The sequence below is a fragment of the Photorhabdus namnaonensis genome, from assembly GCF_001684335.1.
GTDB classification, from domain to species: domain Bacteria; phylum Pseudomonadota; class Gammaproteobacteria; order Enterobacterales; family Enterobacteriaceae; genus Photorhabdus; species Photorhabdus namnaonensis.
In genome coordinates this window covers 115,527-140,541 of sequence record NZ_LOIC01000082.1, presented here as the reverse complement: position 1 = coordinate 140,541, position 25,015 = coordinate 115,527, and the positions used below count along the sequence as shown (strand labels likewise).

The 25,015-nt window shown below is 40.5% G+C and carries 20 protein-coding genes; 11 read left to right on the top strand and 9 right to left on the bottom strand.

The features are described from left to right. Positions 1–228: 228 nt before the first annotated feature. The 5 genes from manX to mntP all read left to right on the top strand — a co-directional run bounded on the left by manX (position 229) and on the right by mntP (position 4,501). Positions 229–1,212 carry a PTS mannose transporter subunit IIAB gene (gene manX / locus Phpb_RS17315; protein WP_065391431.1) on the top strand — a complete coding sequence of 328 codons (984 nt, stop codon included), beginning with the start codon at positions 229–231 and terminating at the stop codon, positions 1,210–1,212. A gap of 75 nt (positions 1,213–1,287) precedes the next feature. After that, positions 1,288–2,088, top strand: a complete 801-nt coding sequence (locus tag Phpb_RS17310; RefSeq protein WP_036781969.1) for a PTS mannose/fructose/sorbose transporter subunit IIC — start codon at positions 1,288–1,290, stop codon at positions 2,086–2,088. A gap of 13 nt (positions 2,089–2,101) precedes the next feature. Beyond that, entirely contained in the window at positions 2,102–2,968 is an 867-nt protein-coding gene (locus tag Phpb_RS17305; RefSeq protein WP_065391430.1) for a PTS mannose transporter subunit IID, read from the top strand. A gap of 66 nt (positions 2,969–3,034) precedes the next feature. Continuing rightward, positions 3,035–3,493 (top strand): DUF986 family protein, encoded by a 459-nt coding sequence (locus Phpb_RS17300; RefSeq protein WP_065391429.1) that lies wholly within the window; start codon positions 3,035–3,037, stop codon positions 3,491–3,493. Positions 3,494–3,919: 426 nt separating this feature from the next. After that, positions 3,920–4,501 (top strand): manganese efflux pump MntP, encoded by a 582-nt coding sequence (gene mntP / locus Phpb_RS17295; RefSeq protein WP_065391428.1) that lies wholly within the window; start codon positions 3,920–3,922, stop codon positions 4,499–4,501. A gap of 64 nt (positions 4,502–4,565) precedes the next feature. Here mntP and rlmA read toward each other — a convergent pair whose 3' ends face one another. Continuing rightward, positions 4,566–5,384, bottom strand: a complete 819-nt coding sequence (gene rlmA, locus Phpb_RS17290; RefSeq protein WP_065391427.1) for a 23S rRNA (guanine(745)-N(1))-methyltransferase — start codon at positions 5,382–5,384, stop codon at positions 4,566–4,568. 279 nt (positions 5,385–5,663) lie between these two features. On the opposite strand from rlmA, the gene Phpb_RS17285 reads away from it, so the two are divergent. The 3 genes from Phpb_RS17285 to Phpb_RS17275 all read left to right on the top strand — a co-directional run bounded on the left by Phpb_RS17285 (position 5,664) and on the right by Phpb_RS17275 (position 6,876). Then, positions 5,664–5,915, top strand: a complete 252-nt coding sequence (locus Phpb_RS17285; protein ID WP_240492597.1) for a hypothetical protein — start codon at positions 5,664–5,666, stop codon at positions 5,913–5,915. Next, positions 5,875–6,267, top strand: a complete 393-nt coding sequence (locus Phpb_RS17280) for a DUF2335 domain-containing protein (protein WP_065391426.1) — start codon at positions 5,875–5,877, stop codon at positions 6,265–6,267. The genes Phpb_RS17285 and Phpb_RS17280 overlap by 41 nt, the downstream gene beginning before the upstream one ends. Before the next feature lie 348 nt (positions 6,268–6,615). Then, complete coding sequence (locus Phpb_RS17275; RefSeq protein ID WP_065391425.1) at positions 6,616–6,876, top strand: helix-turn-helix domain-containing protein; 261 nt, start codon at positions 6,616–6,618, stop codon at positions 6,874–6,876. 359 nt (positions 6,877–7,235) lie between these two features. Here the strand turns inward: Phpb_RS17275 and Phpb_RS17270 are convergent, their stop codons facing one another. The 3 genes from Phpb_RS17270 to guaB all read right to left on the bottom strand — a co-directional run bounded on the left by Phpb_RS17270 (position 7,236) and on the right by guaB (position 12,687). Next, on the bottom strand, positions 7,236–9,182 hold the full coding sequence (locus Phpb_RS17270; protein ID WP_082302625.1) for a tetratricopeptide repeat protein: 1,947 nt from the start codon (positions 9,180–9,182) through the stop codon (positions 7,236–7,238). 387 nt (positions 9,183–9,569) lie between these two features. Then, positions 9,570–11,147, bottom strand: a complete 1,578-nt coding sequence (gene guaA, locus Phpb_RS17265; RefSeq protein WP_065391423.1) for a glutamine-hydrolyzing GMP synthase — start codon at positions 11,145–11,147, stop codon at positions 9,570–9,572. Positions 11,148–11,220: 73 nt separating this feature from the next. Then, on the bottom strand, positions 11,221–12,687 hold the full coding sequence (gene guaB / locus Phpb_RS17260; protein ID WP_065391563.1) for an IMP dehydrogenase: 1,467 nt from the start codon (positions 12,685–12,687) through the stop codon (positions 11,221–11,223). A 172-nt stretch (positions 12,688–12,859) separates the two neighbouring features. Between guaB and xseA the strand changes: the two genes are divergently transcribed. Beyond that, positions 12,860–14,233: an exodeoxyribonuclease VII large subunit gene (gene xseA / locus Phpb_RS17255; RefSeq protein ID WP_065391422.1), complete on the top strand. Its 1,374-nt coding sequence runs from the start codon at positions 12,860–12,862 to the stop codon at positions 14,231–14,233. Between the two features lie 31 nt (positions 14,234–14,264). Here the strand turns inward: xseA and Phpb_RS17250 are convergent, their stop codons facing one another. From Phpb_RS17250 to maeB, 5 genes are all read right to left on the bottom strand, one after another. Further along, positions 14,265–16,541 carry a TonB-dependent receptor domain-containing protein gene (locus Phpb_RS17250; RefSeq protein WP_082302624.1) on the bottom strand — a complete coding sequence of 759 codons (2,277 nt, stop codon included), beginning with the start codon at positions 16,539–16,541 and terminating at the stop codon, positions 14,265–14,267. A gap of 129 nt (positions 16,542–16,670) precedes the next feature. Then, positions 16,671–18,728, bottom strand: coding sequence for a S9 family peptidase (locus tag Phpb_RS17245; protein WP_065391562.1), 2,058 nt, complete (start codon positions 18,726–18,728; stop codon positions 16,671–16,673). Between the two features lie 131 nt (positions 18,729–18,859). Next, positions 18,860–19,660, bottom strand: coding sequence for an energy transducer TonB (locus Phpb_RS17240; protein ID WP_065391420.1), 801 nt, complete (start codon positions 19,658–19,660; stop codon positions 18,860–18,862). Positions 19,661–19,937: 277 nt separating this feature from the next. Next, entirely contained in the window at positions 19,938–20,813 is an 876-nt protein-coding gene (locus Phpb_RS17235) for a ChaN family lipoprotein (protein ID WP_065391561.1), read from the bottom strand. 101 nt (positions 20,814–20,914) lie between these two features. Beyond that, positions 20,915–23,194, bottom strand: coding sequence for an NADP-dependent oxaloacetate-decarboxylating malate dehydrogenase (gene maeB / locus Phpb_RS17230; protein WP_065391419.1), 2,280 nt, complete (start codon positions 23,192–23,194; stop codon positions 20,915–20,917). Positions 23,195–23,783: 589 nt separating this feature from the next. Here maeB and Phpb_RS17225 point away from each other — a divergent pair. Both Phpb_RS17225 and Phpb_RS17220 read left to right on the top strand, forming a co-directional pair. Next, positions 23,784–24,419, top strand: coding sequence for a response regulator (locus tag Phpb_RS17225; protein WP_065391418.1), 636 nt, complete (start codon positions 23,784–23,786; stop codon positions 24,417–24,419). Between the two features lie 212 nt (positions 24,420–24,631). Further along, a complete protein-coding gene (locus Phpb_RS17220) occupies positions 24,632–25,015 on the top strand; it encodes an ArsC family reductase (RefSeq protein ID WP_046394792.1) in 384 nt (127 codons plus the stop codon).

The following is a 25,015-nucleotide window of genomic DNA, read 5'->3' as shown; positions in this document are numbered from 1 at the left end:
TATTCATACAAATAAAATTTTTATTGGGGGAATGATTCATCAAAATTATTGCAGTAACTTTGTAATAATCCTACGTTGATACCCTATGGATTCCGAGATGCATCGCGACGGCAAGGGAGCGAATCCCCGGGAGCATAGATAACTCTGTGACCGGGGTGAGTGAGCGCAGCCAACAAAGAAGCAACTTGAAAGATGACGGGTATATATTGTTAACAGAGGGGAAAACAAGTGAGTATAGCCATTATGATTGGCACACACGGGGCTGCGGCTGAACAACTGCTTCGTACCGCAGAGATGTTAATTGGAGAGCAAGAAAATGTTTCTTACATTGACTTCGTGCCTGGTGAAAATGCCGATACCTTATTTGAAAAATACAACAGTAAACTCGAAACGCTTAATACAGAGCAAGGTGTACTGTTTCTTGTCGATACATGGGGAGGAAGTCCATTCAACGCGGCTAGCCGTATCGCCGTAAATAAAGAGAATTATGAGATCATCACCGGCGTTAACGTTCCAATGTTGGTTGAAACCTTTATGTGTCGAGATGATGGCCCATCTCTGGCAGAACTGGTTTCTGTTGCTCTGGAAACAGGGAAAGAAGGCATCCGGGCCCTGAAAACAGAAGAACCTCAAAAAACTGAACCCGCCAAGCCTGTAGCGTCGGTCGCGGCGCCATCATTCGCACCATCAGCCGGTGGTCATATGAAAATCGCATTGGCTCGAATTGATGACCGCCTCATTCATGGTCAGGTCGCTACTCGCTGGACAAAAGAAACCAATGTTAAGCGGATCATTGTCGTCAGCGATGAAGTTGCCGCTGATACGGTCCGTGCCACCTTGCTAAAACAAGTTGCTCCGCCGGGGATCAGTGCTCATGTTGTTGATGTCGCAAAATGTGTCCGCGTTTATAACAACCCGAAATATGCCAATGAACGTGTCATGCTGCTGTTTACAAACCCAACAGATGTTTTGCGTTTAGTCGAGGATGGTGTCGATATCACATCTGTCAACATCGGAGGAATGGCTTTCCGTCAGGGAAAAACACAAGTTAACAACGCAATATCCGTTGATGAAACCGATATTGAAGCCTTCAAAAAACTAGATGAACGAGGTATTGAGCTTGAAGCCCGTAAAGTTGCCAGTGACAGCCGTCTACAAATGATGGATCTACTCCAGAAGGTTAAAAACGAAAACCAGATCAGAGCAATTTAACTATTACTCAATGACAAAAATTACTCAATGATAAAAATTTCTTACCAAATTTAATTTGGTTACAGGAGACAAACAATGGAAATTACCGTTGTTCAAATTACATTGATATTCATCGTAGCTTGTATAGTCGGAATGGATTCCATTCTTGATGAATTTCAATTCCATCGCCCACTCGTGGCCTGCACTTTAATCGGGATCATTCTTGGTGATATGACAACCGGTATTATTATCGGTGGTACGCTAGAGATGATCGCCCTTGGCTGGATGAATATCGGTGCCGCAATTGCCCCGGATGCGGCCTTAGCATCAATCATCTCAACGATTCTGGTCATTGCTGGTGGTCGTGATATCGGTGAAGGTATCGCCTTGGCCATTCCGCTAGCCGCGGCAGGACAAGTTCTGACTATCATTGTACGTACCATCACAGTCGCCTTCCAGCATGCGGCTGACAACGCAGCAGAACGTGGCAGCCTGCGTGCGATTAGCTTCATCCATCTATCCGCATTACTGCTCCAGGCTATGCGTATCGCCATCCCTGCCCTGATCGTCGCACTATCGGTTGGCACCAACGAAGTCCAGCAGTTACTTGCCTCTATTCCAAAAGTGGTAACAGATGGCTTGAACATCGCAGGGGGAATGATCGTCGTTGTGGGTTATGCAATGGTTATCAACATGATGCGTGCCGGCTACCTAATGCCTTTCTTCTACCTCGGCTTCGTCACAGCGGCATTCACTGAATTTAACCTAGTTGCATTAGGCATTATTGGTATTGTTATGGCCGTGCTGTACATTCAGTTAAGCCCTAAATATAACAAATCTCAGGTAGTTGCCGCCCCTGGACACACCAATAACGATCTTGATAACGAATTAGATTAAAAGGATGAGCAACATGTTAGATACAACAAAAGCGGCTGCTCAGACAGCACACCAGAAAAAACTGACGCCCAGCGATATCCGCGGTGTATTTCTTCGTTCTAATGTGTTTCAAGGTTCATGGAACTTTGAACGTATGCAGGCCCTGGGCTTCTGCTTCTCTATGGTGCCGGCTCTTCGTCGTTTATATCCAGAAAATACCGATGAGCGTAAACAAGCACTCAAACGCCACCTTGAATTCTTTAACACTCACCCTTATGTCGTTGCGCCTGTACTGGGTGTCACTATGGCAATGGAAGAACAGCGTGCTAACGGTGCAACCATTGATGATGGTGCAATCAACGGTATCAAGGTTGGTTTGATGGGGCCATTGGCCGGTGTTGGCGACCCTATTTTCTGGGGAACAGCCCGCCCAGTATTTGCTGCTTTGGGTGCTGGCCTCGCAATGAGCGGTAGCTGGCTTGGGCCTGTCTTGTTCTTCTTCTTATTCAACCTGGTACGTCTATTGGTTCTCTATTCAGGTATCTCCTATGGTTATAAGAAAGGGATAAATATCGTTCAAGATATGGGTGGCGGCTTCCTGCAAAAAATGACGGAAGGAGCGTCAATCCTTGGTCTATTTGTCATGGGGGCGTTAGTTAATAAATGGACGAAAGTCAATATCCCGTTGGTTGTATCAGAAATTCCTAACCAACAGACGGGTGAAACGACAATAACCACGGTTCAGAATATCCTCGATCAGTTGATGCCGGGCCTGGTACCCCTTTTACTGACATTTGCCTGTATGTGGTTATTACGGCATAAAGTCAATGCCCTATGGATCATTATTGGCTTCTTTATTCTGGGGATTATTGGCGCCAGATTTGGTTTCCTTGGTCTCTAGAACAATATCATTCGGGGAGGAACTCCTCCCCATCTTTTCTTTTTCATAACAATACAGGGATAAGGAATGAGCCTTAATGATATAGTATTAGCTGGTTTAATCGTACTAATGCTAGCTTTTGCTGTTTATGATGAATTCGTGGTTAATTTGCTGAGAGGGAAAACTTATTTACAAATAAAGCTAAAAAGAAAACACAAAATTGATGCGCTGATCTTTATTATCCTTATACTTATTGTTGTTTATAACAATATTACCACCTATGGTAGCCGTTTAACCACATATTTATTGCTGTTTACTATCCTGGTGACCATTCATGTTGCCTATATACGCTCGCCTAAATTATTGTTTAAAAATAACGGTTTCTTCTATACAAACACCTTTATTTCCTATAGTCGGATAAAAACCATGAATTTATCTGAAGATGGCATCCTGGTTATTGGTTTAGAAAACAAGAAATTATATATATCAGTCAGTCAAATTGATGATTTAGAAAGAATTTATAAATTTCTCATCGAAAACAGATAGATAAGAAACAATAATGAATAAAAAAAATAAATAATAAACAGTCAGCCTCATGCTGACTTTTATTTTTCCTATAAAGTAGATAATGATAATTATTATCAACACCATGAATTAACCCTAAAAATAATATTATTTTCCCTTTTTAAATTATTGTGCTATCTTTTGAATTGTCATGGGGAGTAGCCTGTTTCAGAGAAACGATTTAGTTAATTTCTCTGAAAAGCCCGTATCAACACGCTCGTTACAAAATAAACGTGGTGCGGGTAGCCTTATTGCTATCTTAACAGGCATTATTGTTGCTAAAAATAGCAAATAAAATAGTCTAATCAGATAGCGATTAATTCGGTTGGCAAGACCATTGCATATAGCACCATCATTGGTTGGGGATGGGTTATATGTATATGGAAACACCCGACCGAGGCTATATTAATGAATATGTACGCAACCCTTATCCTGGCTTTAGCGCTTTCAATGGATGCCTTTGCGGCTGCAATTTGTAAAGGAGCCGCACTACATAAACCACAATTTCGTGAAGCAATCCGTACGGGTTTAATATTTGGTTTGGTAGAAGGCTGTACCCCACTGATTGGCTGGTCTCTAGGGCTTTATGCCAGCCAGTACATTACAGAATGGGATCACTGGATTGCCTTCACTCTGTTATTTATTCTAGGTTGTAGAATGATTACAGAGAGTTTTAAAGTAAAACAGGAAAAAAAGTGTGAACCACCCTGCTGCAATAACTCAATAGTCTTGATAACAACAGCCATTGCCACCAGTCTGGATGCAATGGCAATTGGTATTGGGCTTGCGCTCCTTGAAGTCAATATCGTACATACTGCGATGGCTATCGGAATGATGACAATGATTATGGCAACATTGGGTATGTTAATTGGCCGTTATATTGGCCCATTGATAGGCAAACGCGCTGAACTTATTGGTGGGCTAATTCTGATTGCAATTGGCTTCAATATCTTATTTGAACATCTAGAATTATTTATGTACGCTAAATAACGCCGCCAACCACCAGCCCAAAATATTTATCTGTTAAACGCTATATTTTGGGCTGAAATCTTGATCATTCAAGGCGTTGATAGACCCGCAGTATAAAATCAGTTTCACATTCAAACAACGCTCTATCTGCCAATCCTTTTTTCACATATTCTGTTGCTCGCCAGGCAAATGGTGTCATCTGTAATAAATGATACGCTTGTATGCCATCTAATTTCATTGGATAAGATAACGATTCATCGATTATCAATTCAAATCCTTCCAACGATTCTGCTTTCAATGGATGAAGATGAATATTTTGATAAATCAACTCTTTGAGCTGATAAAGATGGCGAGGACCAGGAGTAACTGTCAAAACAACTCCCTGTGGCTTAACCACCCTTGCCAACTCTTCCGCTTTGCAAGGCGCGTAAATCCTTAATACCCCGGCAAGCGATTTATCGGCAAATGGCAAACGATGGCTCGACGCAACACAAAAGTTAACGACAGGATAGCGTTTAGCGCCATAACGAACCGCGATCTTAGCAACATCTAACCCATAGATTTTAAGATTACGTCTCTTGCTTAATTGCGCTTCAACCGCAGCGGTGTAATAACCTTCACCGCATCCTATATCCAACAAACTCTCTGCATTTTCTGGCAGATACTTTTCCAGTAATTCCGAAACCCGTTGTTGTAATGGTTGATAATGCCCTGAATCCAAAAATGCTCTTCTTGACTGCATCATCTCCGGGCTATCCCCCGGTTCCTTGGACCTTTTATGCTGAACGGGCATCAGATTAACATACCCTTCTTTAGCACAATCAAACTGATGATTATTCTCACAGAACCATTGCTGTCGAATGAGCAATAAAGATTGATGACATAAGGGACATTGGTAAGACATAAGATTCCAAAAATATCAGCGAAAACCAGCCGGCACTATAGCATATTCTGATACTTATCGTCGTAAATCATGTTAATTAATAATTCTATATAAACAACTAATCATTATCTTGAATGAAATTATATTCCATTATTTTCAGTCCTTTTTTTGAAACGGCTCGCAATATTTCTATGGCATAAATCTATTTATCAGGTATGATTCTTCAATCAAAACTTAAGAAAACATCATTGCTAATAAATTATTTAACTAATATAAACAACTAATAATGCAGGTAATAGAATGAACATTTTCATACAATATTTTCATAAATTAAGATCAATTTCACCGAAATTCGATATTATGCCCAATACAAACTATTTGGATTTTATCCCACAGAAAAGTGACGTTGATACTTTAGCCGATGATCTGGATAAAGTCCGTGCGGACTTTGCCGCTGTATTAAAGCAATTCAATGATGAAATTATATTATCTACAGGGAAAGAGACGATATATGAGAAAAATAGTCACCGGAAAACATCCGAAAATAGCTAAGCAATCTAATCAGGGTGATATCAATCTATTATATTATCAATTGCTTGATTCAGAGATATTAACACTTTATGAACAACACTCCAAAGGAGCTGCTGACCGATTTCTAACTCTGATCGAACAACAACAGAAGCATAGACACGAGATGGAAAAAGTCGCCTTAGAGCAAATGGTAAGAAAAATTATAAGGGGACAAAGTTATGGATTATTACTCACTTTTACCTCTCTGTTTGTCGCTTTAATCTTAGGTTTAAACGGGCATAATTGGTTAGCAGGAATTATCGGAAGCGGCACTGTAACAACGATTCTGATTATTTATGTTTTAAATAGAAATCCGCAACCATTTATAAAATGAATAAATATATACCCTATGGATTTCAAGATACATCGCGACGGCAAGGGAGCGAATCCTCGGGAGCATAGATAACGATGTGACCGGGGTGAGAGAGTGCAGCCAATAAAGAGGCAACTTGAAAGATAACGGGTATAGGTCAGGGCAAAACATTCATCATATTGCTCCTCCTAACTGCTAGCTAGTTGTAAAACCTGTTAATATCTTTATTTCGTATACTCTTATCATCGCCATAAAGACCACAAACCTGAGTTTTTAATAAATAACCAGTAAAGTTTCTTTTTTCTTATTTTGAATATTCTTACAAATGAGAGATATTCTATCTTAGGATTCTTCATTAAGGCAAAACGAATGAAATCGATTTATTCAGAAGAATATCAGCATGTTATCCGATTATTACGCGAAACGCGCTTGGAAAAAGGCATTACACAGGAAAAATTGGCACAAGCATTTAGCCGTCCTCAATCATTTATAACCAAAGTTGAAAATGGTGAAAGAAGACTGGATGTCGTGGAATTTGTGCACATGTCTCGTTTGTTGTCATTAAATCCAGTCCAGATTCTAGACAAAATAAAGCTGAAAAAACCAAGTTTTAACAATAAGCTAAAGTAAATATCGAGTTTATTCTTTATATTCTTCAATCAATTTGTTAACCAGCTCAATAGCAGTTGCTTTTCTATTTAACGCATTCAACTTTGTTAATAAGCCGCTATGAACACATGCTACTCATGAGTTAAAACCTCTTCAATCTAATCTCAATTATACCCAGCAGGCGAATATAGTTCAGTACATTCCATAGATAAAAACACCAAAAAACATTTTAGTTTTATTGGTATTTTTAGGCTTCAACGAATGTCTATAGACCCTGTGATCTCCCACTCAATCGTTGCATTGAATTATTTTTCAATGAAAATTAATTAAACTTATACCGCTTAAAATACCGTGAAAAGTTAAATATAAAAATATATTGATTAATTCCAAAAAGGATATCTTTGCACAAGAATTTTAATATTTTCATTTCCAGGGAATTTTTTTATTGCAATGTCAAAAATTTGTTTAGCTTTTATTAACTCACCATTATTTAAAAATACTCCTCCTAAATTAATCCAAGCTATTTCAAAATCAGGATCTAATTCTAATGTTTTCTGAAGAGAAGTAATTGTATTTTCAATGTCTCCCATGCCATTATAAGCTTCCGCAACCTGATACCAACTTTGTGCATCTGGTTGATATTCTTGTGCCTGTAAGAGTAATAAAGGTAAAGCTTCTGCATAACGTTTTAAGTTGTTTAAAACAACACCTAAGCAATAACCATAATGACCTTGAGGTTCTAGTTCATAAGCTTTCCTAAAATATTGCTCAGCTTCTTCCCATAATTCTTCATCTTGTGCCCAATGACCTATCCTATCCAAAATAAACGCTTGTTGCTCATTCGATTCATGTTTAAGGATACTTAGCATTCTATTTTTAAATTCAGTATAATCAATATCAGTATTTTGTTTTTCAAATTGAATAAATGATTGGCATAAGAGATATTCTATTTCAGCACCAATGTGTGAGGAATCTTTTGATAGATAATATAGCCAAAACTCAGAGGATTTTTTAACCGATTCAATATCTTTTCCTCCAAACTGACTAACATTTTTTGCACACCAAGGTAAGATCCACTCATTGTGATCTGTTTGTCCTAGCAAAGTATTAATTTCACGGAATGCATTTATATTATCTTTCAATTCAAAAAAAACAGCTATTTTCCATCCATGTACAGTAGCTTGTTTAACCGGAGAAAAACCCATAACCTTGTCTAAATATTTTAATGCCGCAACGAAATCGTTATTATATTTATAGTGCCATATTCCTAATGATAAATGTGCTTCTTTTAAACACGGATAGTTTTTAAGTGCTTTCTCATAAGCATCACGAGCATTATCAATTTCACCTAGTTGATCATAAACTGCCCCCAAATTTTTATAGCACATTGCTTTAGTATCTTTTACTTGGGATTCGTTTAAATGCTCTAAGGCTAATAAGTAAGAAGATTTTGCTGCTTGAGTATCATTAATAGCTGCCCATGCATTTCCAATGCAATATAACATATCACCTTTATGATACTTCCCATTATCTATAAGTTTATTAAATATATCAATTCCCGCACGAATTCTTTCTTCTTTCATAGGAACCCCATTAATACCCAAGTTAATTTCTGCCATATAAGCATATTGAATAATTTGGGGCGATTTACCTAAAACAGCAAAAAACTCATCAAAATAATAAGATATTATATCGTCTCGTTCATTATTATAGAAATGAGTTAATAGTTGACTAGCTTGAGTATAATTATAAGGAATGTCTATAGAAGGTACAGACTGTTGCAATAATTGCGTTACTTCTTGTAGTTCAACAGTATTCCATCGGTGATGTTGAGATAATATATTATTATTTTTTGATAAAATTAATTGATGTAGTTTTTTTTGGAAATCATTATCAAATAATTGGTGAAAATTTATAGTGATTTGTTTTTGAGAATGCCAATTTTTTCCTATACGCTCGTATTCTCTTATAACATCATCCACAGAACAAACCAATAACCTTTTGCTATTTAAGTGATAACAAAGATATAAAGAATTTCTTTGGCGATATAAGTAATTTATATTTGTGCGGTTAACACTAATACTAATCGATCCATCTGCATTCTCTTTTTTTTCCGTGCCTTTAACTTGAGTATAAATTCGAATATTCGTCATGGAGCTATTATGCTTAAGTTCTAATTGAGCATCAGTTCCATAATCATGCATATCTTTACTTTGTAATTCAAATAAATCAGCTTGGTTAATTGCATTTTCAACAGCTTCGATAGCTGCAATTTCTGATTTACTTGCTTTATTATGCTTTGGAAGATCGTCTAAATAATTCATCATAAAATCATCTAAAATATAAATTATTCTAATGCTTTATCATAAGATACACAAGTGAATAAAAGAGCTATAATATTATACTTCACCTTCCAAAATATACCACCAGAATCTGGGCTAAATACCTGGCTGGGAATATCAGACAATCGATACGAAACAACGTATAAATTCTTTTACCCACTTTATAGATTTTATCTTTTGGCTTTAATGATTTCAGTTTCGTGTCCGCCAGCATCCTCATTCCCCTTGTATTTTTGCCGCTTAGATTGAACGGTAAAAATTACTGCCTCTCTATGAAATCGTTTGGACTCAATATGAACTAAAAAACCCAGTTAATCCATTGAATTAACTGGGTTTGATAGACTTTATCAGAGGCTTATGGAAGCTAAATTTTTACTCCCACTCAATAGTCGCAGGTGGTTTACCGCTGACATCATAGACAACTCTTGATATCCCATTGACTTCATTGATGATCCGGTTAGAAACCCGGCCTAGGAAATCGTATGGTAAATGCGCCCAATGTGCGGTCATAAAATCAATCGTTTCTACTGCCCGTAACGAAACAACCCAGTCATATTTACGACCATCCCCCATTACGCCCACGGAGCGAACCGGCAAGAATACGGTAAACGCCTGGCTGACTTTATTGTACAAATCAGCTTTGTGCAGCTCTTCGATGAAAATAGCATCAGCCTGCCGTAGCAGATCGCAGTACTCTTTCTTCACTTCACCCAGTACACGAACGCCCAAACCTGGGCCTGGGAATGGATGACGGTTCAACATGTCATAAGGCAATCCCAATTCCAAACCAATCTTGCGCACTTCATCTTTAAACAGCTCTTTCAGCGGTTCCACCAGACCCAATTTCATCTCTTCCGGCAAACCACCTACGTTATGATGAGATTTGATAACGTGAGCTTTGCCGGTCGCAGATGCCGCTGATTCGATAACATCTGGGTAAATAGTGCCTTGTGCCAGCCATTTAACCTGAGTCTGCTTACTCGCCTCTTCATCAAAGACTTCAATAAACACACGGCCAATCGTTTTACGTTTCTCTTCCGGATCATGGATGCCAGCCAGTGCGGTAAGGAAGCGATCTTCTGCCGGAACATGAATGATATTCAGCCCAAATTTGCCGGCAAACATTTCCATCACTTGATCAGCTTCATTCAAACGCAACAAACCGTTATCAACAAATACACAGGTCAGGCGATCACCAATTGCACGATGCAGTAACAATGCGGTGACAGAGGAATCAACACCACCGGACAGCCCCAGAATAACGTGATCTTCACCAACCTGTTCACGCAGGCGTACAACGGTATCTTCGATAATAGAAGCAGGCGTCCACAGCGCTTCACATTGGCATATATCCAGTACAAAACGTTCCAATATACGCTGTCCCTGATGGGTATGGGTGACTTCCGGGTGGAATTGCACGCCATAAAAACGTTTTTCTTCATTCGCTATAATGGCAAATGGGCAAGTATCAGTGCTGGCGATGATGATAAAGTCTTTAGGAATTGCAGTAACTTTATCACCGTGACTCATCCATACATCCAATAATGGTTTACCTTGCTCATTTGATGAATCTTGAATTCCACGGAATAATGCGCTTTCCGCTTTAATCTCAACCTGAGCATAACCAAATTCACGTTCAGTAGAATCTTCTACCTGACCACCGAATTGTACTGACATCGTTTGCATACCATAGCAAACGCCCAGAATCGGAACGCCCGCGTTAAAAACATATTCAGGTGCCCGTGGACTTCCTTGTGCTGTGGTACTTTCCGGGCCACCGGAAAGAATAATACCGCTTGGGTTGAATTCGCGGATTTGCTCTTCAGTGACATCCCATGCCCAAAGTTCACAATAAACCCCGATTTCACGGATACGGCGAGCAATCAATTGAGTGTATTGCGAACCAAAATCAAGGATAAGAATGCGGTGCTGATGGATATTAGTTGTCATGTGCGGTGAATTCCAAAAAAACAAGTAACAAATAAAGATAAGCGGCCCTTGTGCGGGCCACAATAAATATGGATTACAAACCTAACCGGTAGTTTGGAGACTCTTTGATAATGGTGACATCGTGAACGTGACTTTCCTGAATGCCAGCACCACTAATGCGAACAAATTCTGCTTTGGTTCTCAATTCATCAATAGTTGCACAACCGGTCAGCCCCATGCAGGAACGCAAGCCCCCCATTTGCTGATGAACAATGTTTTTCAGCAAACCTTTATAGGCAACACGGCCTTCAATACCTTCCGGTACCAGCTTGTCCGCGGCATTATCAGTTTGGAAATATCGATCAGAAGAGCCTTTAGACATCGCCCCTAATGATCCCATGCCACGGTAAGATTTAAATGAACGTCCTTGGTATAGCTCGATTTCTCCCGGTGACTCTTCTGTTCCTGCCAGCATAGAGCCGACCATAACACACGACGCTCCCGCGGCGATGGCTTTGGCAATATCGCCGGAGAAACGAATACCACCGTCAGCAATAACCGGAATACCGGTGCCTTCCAACGCTTCAACCGCATCAGAGATAGCGGTAATTTGCGGCACGCCTACACCGGTAACAATACGGGTAGTACAGATAGAACCGGGACCAATACCGACTTTAACCGCATTGACGCCCGCCTCTACCAACGCTTTAGCACCTTTCCCAGTCGCCACGTTACCGCCAATAATTTGTAGATCGGGGTATTTAGCGCGGGTTTCACGAATACGTTGCAGTACCCCTTCAGAATGACCATGCGATGAGTCAATGAGCAAAACATCGACACCAGCGGCAACCAAGGCATCAATACGCGCTTCATTACCAGCACCGGCGCCAACCGCGGCGCCAACACGTAAACGGCCACGCTCATCCTTACAGGCGTTCGGTTTACGTTCTGCTTTCTGAAAATCTTTAACTGTGATCATGCCAAGCAGATGGAAATTTTCATCAACTACCAACGCTTTCTCAACACGTTTTTCATGCATTTTCTGCAACACAACTTCACGGGCTTCAGCTTCTTTTACTGTCACCAGACGCTCTTTAGGCGTCATTACCGCAGTAACAGGCTGATCCAAATCGGTAACGAAACGGACATCACGGCCAGTAATAATACCAACCAACTCATTTCCTCCAGTGACAACCGGATAACCCGCAAAACCATTACGTTCTGTCAATTCTTTAACTTCACGCAGCGTTGTTTCAGGTGCCACAGTGACTGGATCTGTCACAACACCACTCTCATGTTTTTTGACTCGGCTAACTTCTTCTGCCTGACGCTCAATAGACATATTTTTATGGATGAAACCCATGCCGCCTTCTTGAGCCAATGCGATAGCCAAACCGGATTCAGTGACAGTATCCATAGCGGCAGACAACATTGGAACTTTTAGACGAATGGTGGAGGTCAGTTGAGTAGACAGGTCAGCAGTGTTAGGTAGAACAGTAGAGTGGGCAGGAACTAACAGAACATCATCAAAGGTTAAAGCTTCTTTTTTAATTCGTAACATAAGCAATATCTCACCAAGCTGCTGAAAATTTAAGGGATAAAATATTGCCGCGGCATTATACAGAACGTAATCGGTTGCCTCCAGCATTTTATTAAAAAATTTCTTGCTTACTTCACCATGCAGGTTAGTATCAGCGCATTAAGTTATTGTTTTGAAATTTGATCTTTCTCATATGTCACTATCTTTTAACACAGGAATTTTTTCCGTCAGCCGTCTCAATCAGACGGTTCGGCAACTGCTTGAAATGGAAATGGGCAGAATTTGGCTAAGCGCTGAAATATCCAATTTTTCTCAGCCCTCCTCCGGGCACTGGTATTTCACGCTAAAAGATGAACGTGCCCAAGTGCGAGCGGCGATGTTTCGCAATAGCAATCAACGGGTAACATTCAGGCCGCAAAATGGTCAGCAAGTTTTGGTTCATGCGGCAATTACGCTTTATGAGCCAAGAGGGGACTATCAGCTTATTGTTGAAAGTATGCAACCCGCCGGTGATGGTCTGTTACAACAACAGTTTGAACTATTGAAACAAAAACTCAGTACAGAAGGGTTATTTGACCAAAGCCATAAAAAACCATTGCCATCCCCGGCTCAACAGCTTGGTGTCATTACTTCAACCAGTGGCGCAGCCCTGCATGATATTTTGAATATTTTAAAGCGCCGTGATCCATCACTGCCCATCATCATTTATCCGACAGCGGTTCAGGGAACAGAAGCACCGTTACAGATTATCCGAGCGATTGAATTAGCCAATGAACGGCAGGAATGTGATGTACTGATTGTCGGACGCGGAGGTGGCTCTTTAGAAGACTTATGGAGTTTCAACGACGAACACGTCGCCAGAGCCATTTTTCACAGTGATATTCCGATAGTCAGTGCAGTCGGTCATGAAACAGATGTTACCATTGCTGACTTTGTAGCAGATTTACGCGCACCGACACCATCAGCGGCGGCTGAGTTAGTCAGCCGTAATCAGCTCGAATTGTTACGTCACATTCAGTCGCAGCAACAACAGCTGGAAATGGCAATGGATTACTTCTTTGCCCAGAAACAGCGTGCTTTCAGTCTGGTATCTCATCGTTTACAGCAGCAACATCCTCATTTACGACTAGCACGTCAGCAAAATCTACTGACTAATTTACGTCAGCGACTCACTGACAGTTTGCAACGGCACTTAAAGCAAAGCAGCCTGACTTATGAGAAATTACAGCAACGGCTCTGGTACGTTGAACCTAGCTCACAAATCCACCAATATAGCCAACAGATTCAACAACAAAATTTTCGGCTAAGGCAAGCGATTGAAAGGCAAATTAGTCGTTCCAGAGAAAAATTTGCCATTTCCTGTTCACGGATGGAAGCCGTTAGCCCTCTGGCGACACTGGCCCGTGGTTACAGCATTAATCAAACATCGGATGGAAAATTATTGAAACAAACCAAACAGGTACATGTTGGTGATGTTCTGAAAACCCGTTTACAAGATGGCTGGATTGAAAGTGAAGTATTGAAAATCAAGAAGGAACGGAAAAAACGATCTGCAAATCTGAAATAGCGGCCTTCCTTTGCCACTTATTTTTCCTATGTCAGAAACGGATTTCTGCACCGGCAATATAGGTCCGGCCCCGAGCGGTTTGCATAGCCGAAGTTTGCTCAGTCATTAATGGAGAAGAGTTTGCACGATTAAGCGCTTCAGAATAATTTTTGTTTGCCAAGTTCTGTACTGAAAATTTCAACAACACATTATGATTTATCTGATAGTCGCTATAAAGATCGACTATCGTTGGTATTTTAGGTTCTTTTTGCTGTATAACCCTTCCCTCGTCATCAAAATTATATTGATCTGGGTCCAGTCTATGAGAATCACCTGTATATTTAACAATCGCACCAACACGAAGTTTCTCATTAAATAAACGAATACCGGTATCCAACGTCATAAATCTATCAGGTAATTGTGACAATGGCTCTGCACCAAAATGCGCTGTAGCAGCAGAGGTTGGCTGACGCGTTTTTTGCCAACTATAAGCCAATTTGCTATAAAATATGCCAGCATCATAATCAGCAGCAATTTCATATCCGCGTATTTTTACCGGAGTCAAGCTATTATGGTAGATATACATTTTGATGTTAGGATCGACTTCATTGTAATCTGTCGAACTATCAGCTTTACATGTTTTCCTATTGCCACATATAAGCCAGATATCACTGAGAATATAATTTTTTACTTTAGTGTGATACCAAGCAGCTTTCAGGCGAAAAATATCCCCCTTTACAATTAAATCAGGGCGGAAACTGTTAAAGCCAATTTGATAAGTGTCTGATGACTCTCCTTTCAGAAATGGATTCATAGATCCACCACCTTCATTGCTATAGAAAGTCTCTTGAATATTTGGCGCTCTCATTGAACGGGCATAACTAACGAATGGTTGGAACTCAGGAATAATCTCTGCTGATAATAAAACTCCTGGGTTAAACCCATGTTCTTTCAAATCTAATTCGGTTGCTCCCTGAGGAAAACAAGGAATCCGTAGATCACAAGCTGGTTTATAACCTTTGACACTGTAATCCATATAATTAAACGTAATATCTGCCTGATAAATTCCACGACTTATTTTCAATCCACCATAAATACTGGCAATATCTTGCTTTCCACTTGGCGCGAAAACATTATTTTCTTTTACTTCACTATCTGTCTTTTTATATTTTTCCTTTTCTTTTTCATCTTTACCCTGACCAGAATAAACACTATTCGTTGTCCTACTATATTCGGTTTCCATCAACTTACTGCCAAGTGTTAACTCAAAATTTGTATCTCCATAGTCGAAGCGACTAATATTACTGATATCTATTGCATCTGACTTATTTTTGGCGTTGCTATTTAGCAACTTAAAAAGTGAATCACCTTCATAGCGTTGACTACTCTCACTGTTGCTGACCAGTAACTTTATATCAACCCATTCACTAAATGGCGTGTAATTGTATTTTAAATAAATATCCCGACTATCAATATGACGGCGGGTGAATTTATTATGATAGTTACGACCACTTATCTCCATATCATGAAATTCATTTGGTTCAATTTTTATTTTCATTAATTGCGAATTGGGTTTTTGTTTAAACGATTTATCTGTAACAAACTCATCGCTTAATACTCCGTCGCCATTCTTATAATGTGCATCAATTGAATGCCCGCTGACAGCCAACATAGCACCTATTGAACCTTCAGAACTGAAAGCAGGTGTTTTACCCGCAACTGCTATCATACCATTATAACCAACACCATTATTTCCATAAGCTGTTTTCGTGCGTACTCCCAATGAATTCCCTGCGAATATCACATCATCTACACCAATGGTGCGAAAATTAGCGCTACCCGCTAATGCATTAACACTACCTGAACCATCAGATTGACCACGATTGACATCAATTCCTACAATAAAATTAGGATCAATGATTGTACCGAATTGGTTATAAGTAGTACCATGAGCTGGACTCGTCGGAGATGTACCATAAAAACTCTGGCTAACACCATCAACCATCATATTCACTCGACCAAATCCACTTAATCCACGAATATTCACACTCACCGTTCCCTGTCCTGGATCTATTTGCGTATAGGTCCCTGGCATACTACGTAATATGCTATCCACTGATTGAAGTTTAGTATCTTCACCTTTAGAACTGTAAGAACCGGGCCTTTCCATTGCCCGCACTTCGGCGTCATCCTGTGAACCAGAAACCTTAAGGCTACTGAATTTCATTACCTTATCTGATTTTCTCTCTTGCTTTTCCTCACCATAAGCAAATCCTTGAAGCCCAATTAAAACCACACCGGCCCCTGCTATCTTTGTCATTATTTTCATTTCAATTATCCTAAATGCATATAAATCAATATTTGCTCACACATCAGTTTTTAGAGAATAAGAATATTTAGCACTGATAAATTATTATCAGTGCTTCGAATAACAAATTTATATTATTTATAATTTATTTCAGTTATCTTTTAATTGCGGAAAATACTTTTTAGCATCATCCAGCATCAAAATAAAACTGTAATCCATTGCAGTATCTTTTAATCGATTAAATCGACCTGACTTACCACCATGCCCGGCGCTCATATTGGTTTCTAATAACAGAATAGAGTTACCTTCCTTCATATCCCGTAATTTTGCCACCCATTTAGTCGGTTCCCAATATTGCACTTGGGAATCATAAAACCCACTCGTCACCAATAGATTTGGATAACGTTGGTGTTTTATATTGTCATACGGACTATATGATTTAATTCGGAAATAATCCTCTTTATTTTCAGGGTTACCCCACTCCTCATATTCTCCAACTGTCAGAGGAATAGAAGGATCAAGCATGGTTGTTACGGCATCGACAAATGGAACTTGAGCAACCACCCCGCGATATAATTCCGGTGCCTGATTAATCACAGCGCCCATCAGCAAACCACCAGCACTCCCTCCCATCGCATAAACACGTTTACTGTCACCATATTTCTGAGCAATCAGTGCTTTAGTCACATCGATAAAGTCATTAAAACTATTCATTTTATTTTCGACTTTACCTTGCAAATACCATTTTTTACCCAATTCACCGCCACCACGTACATGCACCAAGGCGTAAACAAAGCCCCGATCTAATAAACTCAATCGTGGTGAACTAAAAGAAGGGTCCATGCTGATACCATAAGCCCCATATCCATAAATCAGTATTGGATTATGGCCTTTTTTAAATAGGGACTTGCGATACACCAGAGATACCGGCACTTCAACGCCATCACGAGCCTTCACCCAAATACGCTCGCTCTCATACTGATGTTTATCAAAACCTTTTACTTCCTGCTGCTTCAATAATTCCCGCTCACCTGTTTTCATATTCCACTGGAATGTTGAACTTGGTGTCGTCATGGATGAATAACCATAACGGACAAAATCAGTATTAGGTTCAGGGTTGTAGTCAATCCATGCCATATAACTTGGATCATCGAACTTAATCTGTTTTTCTTGCTGTGTCTGCCAATTAATTTGACGAATTGTCGGTAATCCTTTTGTTCGTTCCTGTACGACTAACCAGTCATTAAACAGATCGAAATCTTCAAGATCACTATCCTGCTGCGGAGCAATGACTATTTTCCACGGTGTATTGATGGCGGCCGTCTGATAAAGTCCATAAGTTTCATTCTCATGATTTGAACGGATGTAGAAATGATCGCGGAAATGGTCAATATAATACTCTCGGCCTTCTTGACGAGGAGAAAAGAGTTGAAGTTCAGCTTGTGGCTTATTTGCGTCAATCAACAAGTATTCAGAAGTCGAATTACTGGTTATCGATAACATAATATAATCACGGGAAGTGCTTTTAGACATGCTTAAATAAAAACGCTCATCTTCTTCCTGATATATCTTCTGATCTTCGCTGGTATTGGTACCATATTGATGACGAAATACCTGATATGGCAATAACGTTTGTGAATGCTTGCGCACATAAAACAACGTATTGTTATCATTCGCCCAAACAATATTACCAGAAGTATTGTTTATTACATCGTTATTCCACTGTTTGTCAGCAATATCTTTAAAAGAGATCTGATAATTGCGGCGCCCTTGCGTGTCTTCAGCAATCGCGATACGTTTATTATCCGGAGTAATCGCAAAATTACTCAATTGATAATATTCATGCCCTTTGGCTCTCTCATTACCATCGACCAGCACCTGCCAATCTGATGAGCCATCAACAGGTTTACGCTGATAAATCGGGAAATCTTTGCCAGTTTCATAGGTTGTCCGATAAATATACCCATTATAAGTATAGGGTACTGATTGATCATCCTGCTTCATCCTGCCAACCATCTCTTCGTATAACGTATCCCGCAATGATTCACCGGGTTTTAACACCTGTTCGGTATATTTATTTTCGGCTGTCAGATAATCAATGACTTTTTTATCCTCACGAGTATCATCCCGCATCCAGTAATAATCATCTATACGAGTATCACCGTGAATAGTTATATGGTGTGGTTGCTTCATCGCCTTTAGCGGCATAATTTCTTCCTCTGCGGCGGCGGAATTCAACCAACCGCTCAATAAAAATATCAATAACAGCCCTTTAGTTTTCAGGGCAAACCGCGCTTGCTGCCTTAACATATATGCTGTCCTTAAGTCTTTCAAAAGTATTAATTAACTAAACTAAAATCAATTGGAAGTTCTATCGTAATTTCATTACCGTTTAAAACGGTATCGGGGGGAGCTGGCAACGGCTGCGCCCTTGCCAGAACTTGCTTCGCTTCCCTGTCTAAAGAATGGGTTCCAGAACGACGAACTAAGTCACTGTGAGTAACATAGCCCTGTTTATCAATCGTGAATCTGACTGTAGGCCGACCGGTGCGGTTTCTTCTCTGTGCATCCTCTGGATAACGTTTATACCGATTTAAATGCCCGATAACTTCCGCTCGCCATAACGCGTCTGCGTCCGCAACCGCTTTTGAATCACTGTCATAAGCAGCGGCAACCCGCGAAGTCAGATTAGTCGAAGTGGCCGTACTGCTTGCCATAGCCGCATTATTTTGAGATTTTTCACTCTCTTGTTCTTCTACCTGCTGGCGCTTCACCAGTGGCGTCTTTTTAAGCTCTTCATGGCGCTTTTCCTGTTTTTTAGGTTTATGTACCAGAATCTGCGCCTGTTCATCTTTCATAAGCTCAGGCGTTTTAATCTCATTAACCTCACTTTCCTGCTGTCGGCTGGCAACAGAAAGTTGCTGTTCAATACCAATAGGTTGTTTGTGTACCTGATGCGTCGCTTCTGTCAATAATGAAAGCTCCATCATCACCGCCGGCGGTGGCATCAGTTCATCAACGGCAATGTCTTCTGGCTGGTAGATAATCCAGCCCGCCAAAATGAGGTGAGCAGCAATAGCGGAAACGAGTCCTTTTTTAAAATGACCCGTTTGAAAAGCCGGGTGTGTCAGCGTCAACATAAGTTATAGCGCATCATTTTAATTATCATTTGGTAATGATAATTAATTTCATATACCAATGAAAATTATTTTTACATGTATCGTTAACTTGAGCACATCCTTGTGCCAAAGCCCTTTATATAAGGGAAAAGACCACTATACCCTATGGATTTCAAGATGTATCGCGACGGCAAAGGAGTGAATCCCCGGGAGCATAGCTAACTATGTGACCGGGGTGAGCGAGTGCAGCCAACAAAGAGACAACTTGAAAGATAACGGGGATATTTGTTTAAAATATCTATGGTTTCTTTACTGGTGTATACCAGACATAATCAGCATATTGGTCATCCAGTACATTGCTTTTTTCGGCTATGATCAACACAACAAGGTCCTCTTGGGGCGATAGCTCTTTAACATGCAGAGGAACACCCATTACTTTCGTTGCATGATATCCACCCGCAATCAGTGTGGCGGGAACCGGCGCTTTAAGTAACTGTTCCGCCATTCTGCGATCCCGCATTTGCTGAATAGTTGTCATGGCAGATAACTGTTGTTCCGTTATTTCACCACCGTGGACATCTTCAATCACCGCTTTAATCTGCGCTTTAACATTTTCAGCAACAGAAATACTCCCCTGGAGGAGCGGAGGGTTACTGTAAGCCGCTTTAATTTCACTGCGATCCAAGTTTGCAGACAGCAACGGATAAGGCTGAGATATCAGCTCCATGACCAATCCGCCATACAATTCCCACGGCCATCCCTTTTGCCATGCAAGAAGCTCTTTGATGCGGCTTTCACGTACAATAGGCTTAGTTTGCAACCAACTCTTAACTTTATTCACTTTTTGCTGCTGATCAGGGTTAATCATCTCTAACAGAACCGAACCCTGCTCTCTTTTGAGCGGAAGTTGCTGAACCAGCCAAAGCTCTATCTGATGATGATAGGGATTATCATGTTTTTCACCCACCACTATCCGCTGATGTGGCGCCAGTCGATTGAGCAATTCATCAGGGGTCAGAGCGTGACCTGTTTTAAGATCGATAATAGCCCCTTGTTGAGTCAGTTCCGATGAAAGCGTTTGGAGAGTTGGTTTTTGATGTACAGATACACATCCAGATAAGATCAGTAAACCACAGATAATCAGAAAAGATTTTACAGTCGTGAGAAATTTCATCATGTCCATTATCCATATTAATGTTTTGCGCATCATATAGATAATAAGAATCGTTTACAACAAACAGCCCCTGTCCGTATAGGGAACAGGGGCAATAGGTGTTACAGCGGATGAGTTTGCGCTTCAACCGCCGCCAGAGCGACCATATTAACGATACGGCGTACAGAAGAGATTGGCGTCAGAATGTGTACCGGTTTGGAGACCCCCATCAGAACTGGACCAACGGTAACGCCTTCAGAACTGGTGACACGTAGCAAGTTGTAACTGATACGGGCAGATTCCATATTCGGCATAATTAACAGATTGGCAGCCCCTTTCAATGGGCTATCAGGCATGATGTCACGGCGAATACTTTCAACCAACGCAGCGTCACCGTGCATTTCACCATCAATTTCGAGTGAAGGCGACATTTTATTCACCAACTCCAGCGTCTGGCGCATCTTCTGTGCTGAGAGGCAATCTGTGGAGCCAAAACTTGAATGAGAAAGCAGCGCAACTTTTGGTTCGATACCGAAACGGCGGATAGTTTCTGCCGCCATAAGGGTAATCTCGGCCAATTGCTCAGGCGTTGGATCATTATTGACATAAGTATCCGCAATAAACGTATTACCGCTTGGCAACATCAGCGCATTCATCGCACCGGCAGTATGAACCCCATCACGGAAACCAAATACATTTCTCACGACATCGTAATGTTCACTGTAACTGCCAACGGTGCCGCAAATCAGACCATCAGCTTCACCACGCAATACCATAATCGCCCCAATCAGGGTTGGATTACCAATAACCGCCCGGCGAGCTTGTTCAGCAGAAACACCTCGACGTTTCATAATATTATGGTATTCCTGCCAGTATTTTTTGAAGCGCGGATCATTCTCATTATTAACGACTTCAAAATCTTTACCCGCTTCAATATGCAATCCCAGTTTCTGAATACGCATTTCGATAACACTAGGGCGACCAATTAGAATCGGGTAAGCCAGCCCAAGAGAGATCAATTCCTGAGTCGCATGCAATACACGTACTTCTTCCCCTTCGGCCAAAACGATACGCTTTTTCGCTTTCTTAGCCTGAGAAAAAATAGGTTTCATAAACAAGTTTGTTTTATAGACAAACTCATTCAGTTTCTCGATATACGCGCCAAAGTCTTTAATCGGACGGGTTGCCACGCCGGAATCCATTGCCGCTTTGGCAACTGCCGGGGCAATTTTCACAATCAGACGCGGATCAAATGGTTTAGGAATAATATATTCTGGACCAAAAAACAGATCCTGATCATCATAAGCGGAAGCCACTTCTTCGCTCTGTTCCGCCAGCGCTAAATCAGCAATCGCATGAACACAAGCAAGCTTCATCTCCTCGTTAATGGTTGTTGCGCCAACATCCAGCGCGCCACGGAAAATAAACGGGAAACAGAGCACATTATTAACCTGATTCGGATAATCAGAACGGCCGGTACAAATGATGGCATCAGGGCGAACTTGTTTCGCCAATGGCGGCAAAATTTCCGGTTCAGGGTTTGCTAATGCCATGATGAGTGGATCTTTGGCCATCGTTTTCACCATGTCCTGAGTCAACACGCCCGGGCCGGAACATCCGAGGAAAATATCCGCGCCTGGGATAACATCACCTAATGTGCGGCTGCCATTGTCTTCAATCGCATAAGCAGCTTTAGTCTCTTCCATATTTTTATCGCGACCGCGATAAATCACCCCTTTAGAATCGCATACCACAATATTCTTGCGTTGCAACCCAAGCGCGACCAGCAAGTTCATACAGGCAATTGAGGCAGCACCGGCGCCAGAAACAACTAAGCGAACCGCTGAAATCTCTTTTTTCATAATCCGCAAGCCATTCAAAACAGCAGCGGTACAAATTATCGCTGTGCCATGCTGGTCATCATGGAATACCGGAATGTTCATTTTTTCCCGAAGTTTTTTCTCAATATAGAAACACTCCGGTGCTTTAATATCTTCGAGGTTAATTCCCCCAAATGTCGGCTCCAGCGCCGCAATGATATCAATCAATTTATCAGGATCAGACTCATCGACTTCAATATCAAATACATCAATACCTGAGAATTTTTTAAACAGGACACCTTTTCCTTCCATCACTGGCTTACCTGCCAGTGCGCCAATATTCCCCAATCCTAAGACCGCACTACCATTAGATATCACAGCCACAAGATTGCCACGCGCCGTATATTTGTAAGCAGCTAATGGATCTTCTGCAATTTCCAGGCAAGGCGCAGCAACACCTGGTGAATAAGCTAAAGCTAAATCTCGCTGAGTTGTCAGAGGCTTAGTTGGAGTAATCGTGATTTTCCCTGGTTGTGGAAACTGGTGAAAATCCAATGCACTCTGTTTTAATTTTTCATCCATCGTCGGATCCTTTATATACAATCTACAATCTGGAGTAAGAGCAGGAGCAGTATAATCGGTACTGTGTGTCAAATCATAACATTGACAGCGCCTTATCAATAAAGTAGCACTTTTTCGCTCATAAAAAACACTACCCAATTTACCCTCATACCCCTACTTTATATAGGAAAATAAAGAAAGAAACATTACCATTTATATAATATCATTGAAGTTATAATAACTAAAATAATTATCACATGAAAAAACTCTCAATATAAATTCAATTAAAATAAATTTTATAAAAGAAAACAAATCTAATAATCACAAATTTAATTTATTGATTTTTAACATTATTTTAAGGAAGGAAGTTATGTATTTTTTGTGAAAATTACTCATCTTCTTTTTTTACTTATCAAACTAATTTGCGCTATTTATATTTTTATATCAGGATGTGCTTTCTGGACTTACAGAGCTATCAATTCTGTAAATCAATCGGTTTTGGTAAAATTTTTTCATAGCAATTTAATTTATGGCAGACCCATTCATTACTGCCTTTTAATCAAATTCAAAGTCTGCGTTTCGTGGCTTTACTTATTAAGGGAGAAGGAAAATGTATAACCATTCAGTGATGATAGTTGATGACCACCCTCTCATTCGCCATGGCTTGAAACAGATTGTAGAGCTCGATCGAGCACTTACCGTGACAGCGGAAGCTGACAATGGTGAAGAAGCAATAAATATTGCATGCAAGCTGAAACCTGATGTCATTATGATAGATCTCAATATGAATGGTCTTTCAGGCGTGGACACAATTAAATCTATCCGTAGAAAAGGGATCAATTCCTATGTACTGGTATTATCCGTTTCAGATGATCGAAATGATGTTTACGCCGCTATTGACGCTGGAGCCAATGGTTACTTACTTAAAGATAGCGATTTAGATTCGTTATTAAGCAGTATTCGCCACGCTGCTCGTGGACAAACTGTATTTAGCGAAAGAATATACCAACATCTCGCTAACCGTCATAAACATGTTGATCCTTTATCTGAATTGACTAAACGTGAGTTAGATGTATTAAAAGAAGTTTCCAGTGGCATGACTAATAAGGAAGTTGCTGATGTCCTATTTATTTCTGAAGAGACAGTGAAGGTACACATCAGAAACTTATTAAAAAAACTGAATGTACGTTCCCGCCTGGCTGCGACAATCATGTATTTGCAACATAGGAAAAACGGAGTAGCCTAATACTTCCCCCGAGCCGTTCCTTGAGCTTATTACCGAGGATCGGCTCTTATCGTTATTATGTAGCAAATATCCCTTATGAAACAAGCCAGCAAAATTGAGTCCCCTGTCTTGGTATCTCCCGGTAATAAAAATCAGGATATCATCTGGATAAAACTCGCATTTTCCAGCATTATGCTTAAGTATTTAAATTTTCTTTAAGGATCTGTTAAATGATGTTGGATAAATCTTCTCAACCCGCTTTTACTCTCTATGGGATTAAGAATTGTGACACGATAAAGAAAGCCCGTCGTTGGCTGGAAGAGCAGAAAATTACTTACCTGTTTCATGATTATCGTGTTGATGGATTAAGCGCGACACTTTTGCAGTCATTTATTGACAAACTTGGTTGGGAATCATTGATTAACACCCGAGGTACAACCTGGCGTAAACTGACCGATCAACAACGAGCGACAATTAATAATGCTGACGCGGCAAAAGCGTTGATGTTGGAGCAACCCGCTATTATCAAACGTCCACTATTAATTTCTGCAAAAGGTGATTGCCTATTAGGTTATAAAGTGGATGAATATCAGCAATTTTTTGCTGAGGCACTCTGA

What these genes read in the sequence shown, in the direction of transcription:
- Phpb_RS17310 (WP_036781969.1), top strand. Translation starts at nt 1,288, where the DNA reads ATGGAAATTACCGTTGTTCAAATTACATTGATATTCATCGTAGCTTGT.
- Phpb_RS17305 (WP_065391430.1), top strand. Translation starts at nt 2,102, where the DNA reads ATGTTAGATACAACAAAAGCGGCTGCTCAGACAGCACACCAGAAAAAA.
- Phpb_RS17300 (WP_065391429.1), top strand. Translation starts at nt 3,035, where the DNA reads ATGAGCCTTAATGATATAGTATTAGCTGGTTTAATCGTACTAATGCTA.
- mntP (WP_065391428.1), top strand. Translation starts at nt 3,920, where the DNA reads ATGAATATGTACGCAACCCTTATCCTGGCTTTAGCGCTTTCAATGGAT.
- rlmA (WP_065391427.1), bottom strand. Translation starts at nt 5,384, where the DNA reads ATGTCTTACCAATGTCCCTTATGTCATCAATCTTTATTGCTCATTCGA.
- Phpb_RS17285 (WP_240492597.1), top strand. Translation starts at nt 5,664, where the DNA reads ATGAACATTTTCATACAATATTTTCATAAATTAAGATCAATTTCACCG.
- Phpb_RS17280 (WP_065391426.1), top strand. Translation starts at nt 5,875, where the DNA reads ATGAGAAAAATAGTCACCGGAAAACATCCGAAAATAGCTAAGCAATCT.
- Phpb_RS17275 (WP_065391425.1), top strand. Translation starts at nt 6,616, where the DNA reads ATGAAATCGATTTATTCAGAAGAATATCAGCATGTTATCCGATTATTA.
- Phpb_RS17270 (WP_082302625.1), bottom strand. Translation starts at nt 9,182, where the DNA reads ATGATGAATTATTTAGACGATCTTCCAAAGCATAATAAAGCAAGTAAA.
- guaA (WP_065391423.1), bottom strand. Translation starts at nt 11,147, where the DNA reads ATGACAACTAATATCCATCAGCACCGCATTCTTATCCTTGATTTTGGT.
- guaB (WP_065391563.1), bottom strand. Translation starts at nt 12,687, where the DNA reads ATGTTACGAATTAAAAAAGAAGCTTTAACCTTTGATGATGTTCTGTTA.
- xseA (WP_065391422.1), top strand. Translation starts at nt 12,860, where the DNA reads ATGTCACTATCTTTTAACACAGGAATTTTTTCCGTCAGCCGTCTCAAT.
- Phpb_RS17250 (WP_082302624.1), bottom strand. Translation starts at nt 16,541, where the DNA reads ATGAAAATAATGACAAAGATAGCAGGGGCCGGTGTGGTTTTAATTGGG.
- Phpb_RS17245 (WP_065391562.1), bottom strand. Translation starts at nt 18,728, where the DNA reads ATGCCGCTAAAGGCGATGAAGCAACCACACCATATAACTATTCACGGT.
- Phpb_RS17240 (WP_065391420.1), bottom strand. Translation starts at nt 19,660, where the DNA reads ATGTTGACGCTGACACACCCGGCTTTTCAAACGGGTCATTTTAAAAAA.
- Phpb_RS17235 (WP_065391561.1), bottom strand. Translation starts at nt 20,813, where the DNA reads ATGAAATTTCTCACGACTGTAAAATCTTTTCTGATTATCTGTGGTTTA.
- maeB (WP_065391419.1), bottom strand. Translation starts at nt 23,194, where the DNA reads ATGGATGAAAAATTAAAACAGAGTGCATTGGATTTTCACCAGTTTCCA.
- Phpb_RS17225 (WP_065391418.1), top strand. Translation starts at nt 23,784, where the DNA reads ATGTATAACCATTCAGTGATGATAGTTGATGACCACCCTCTCATTCGC.
- Phpb_RS17220 (WP_046394792.1), top strand. Translation starts at nt 24,632, where the DNA reads ATGTTGGATAAATCTTCTCAACCCGCTTTTACTCTCTATGGGATTAAG.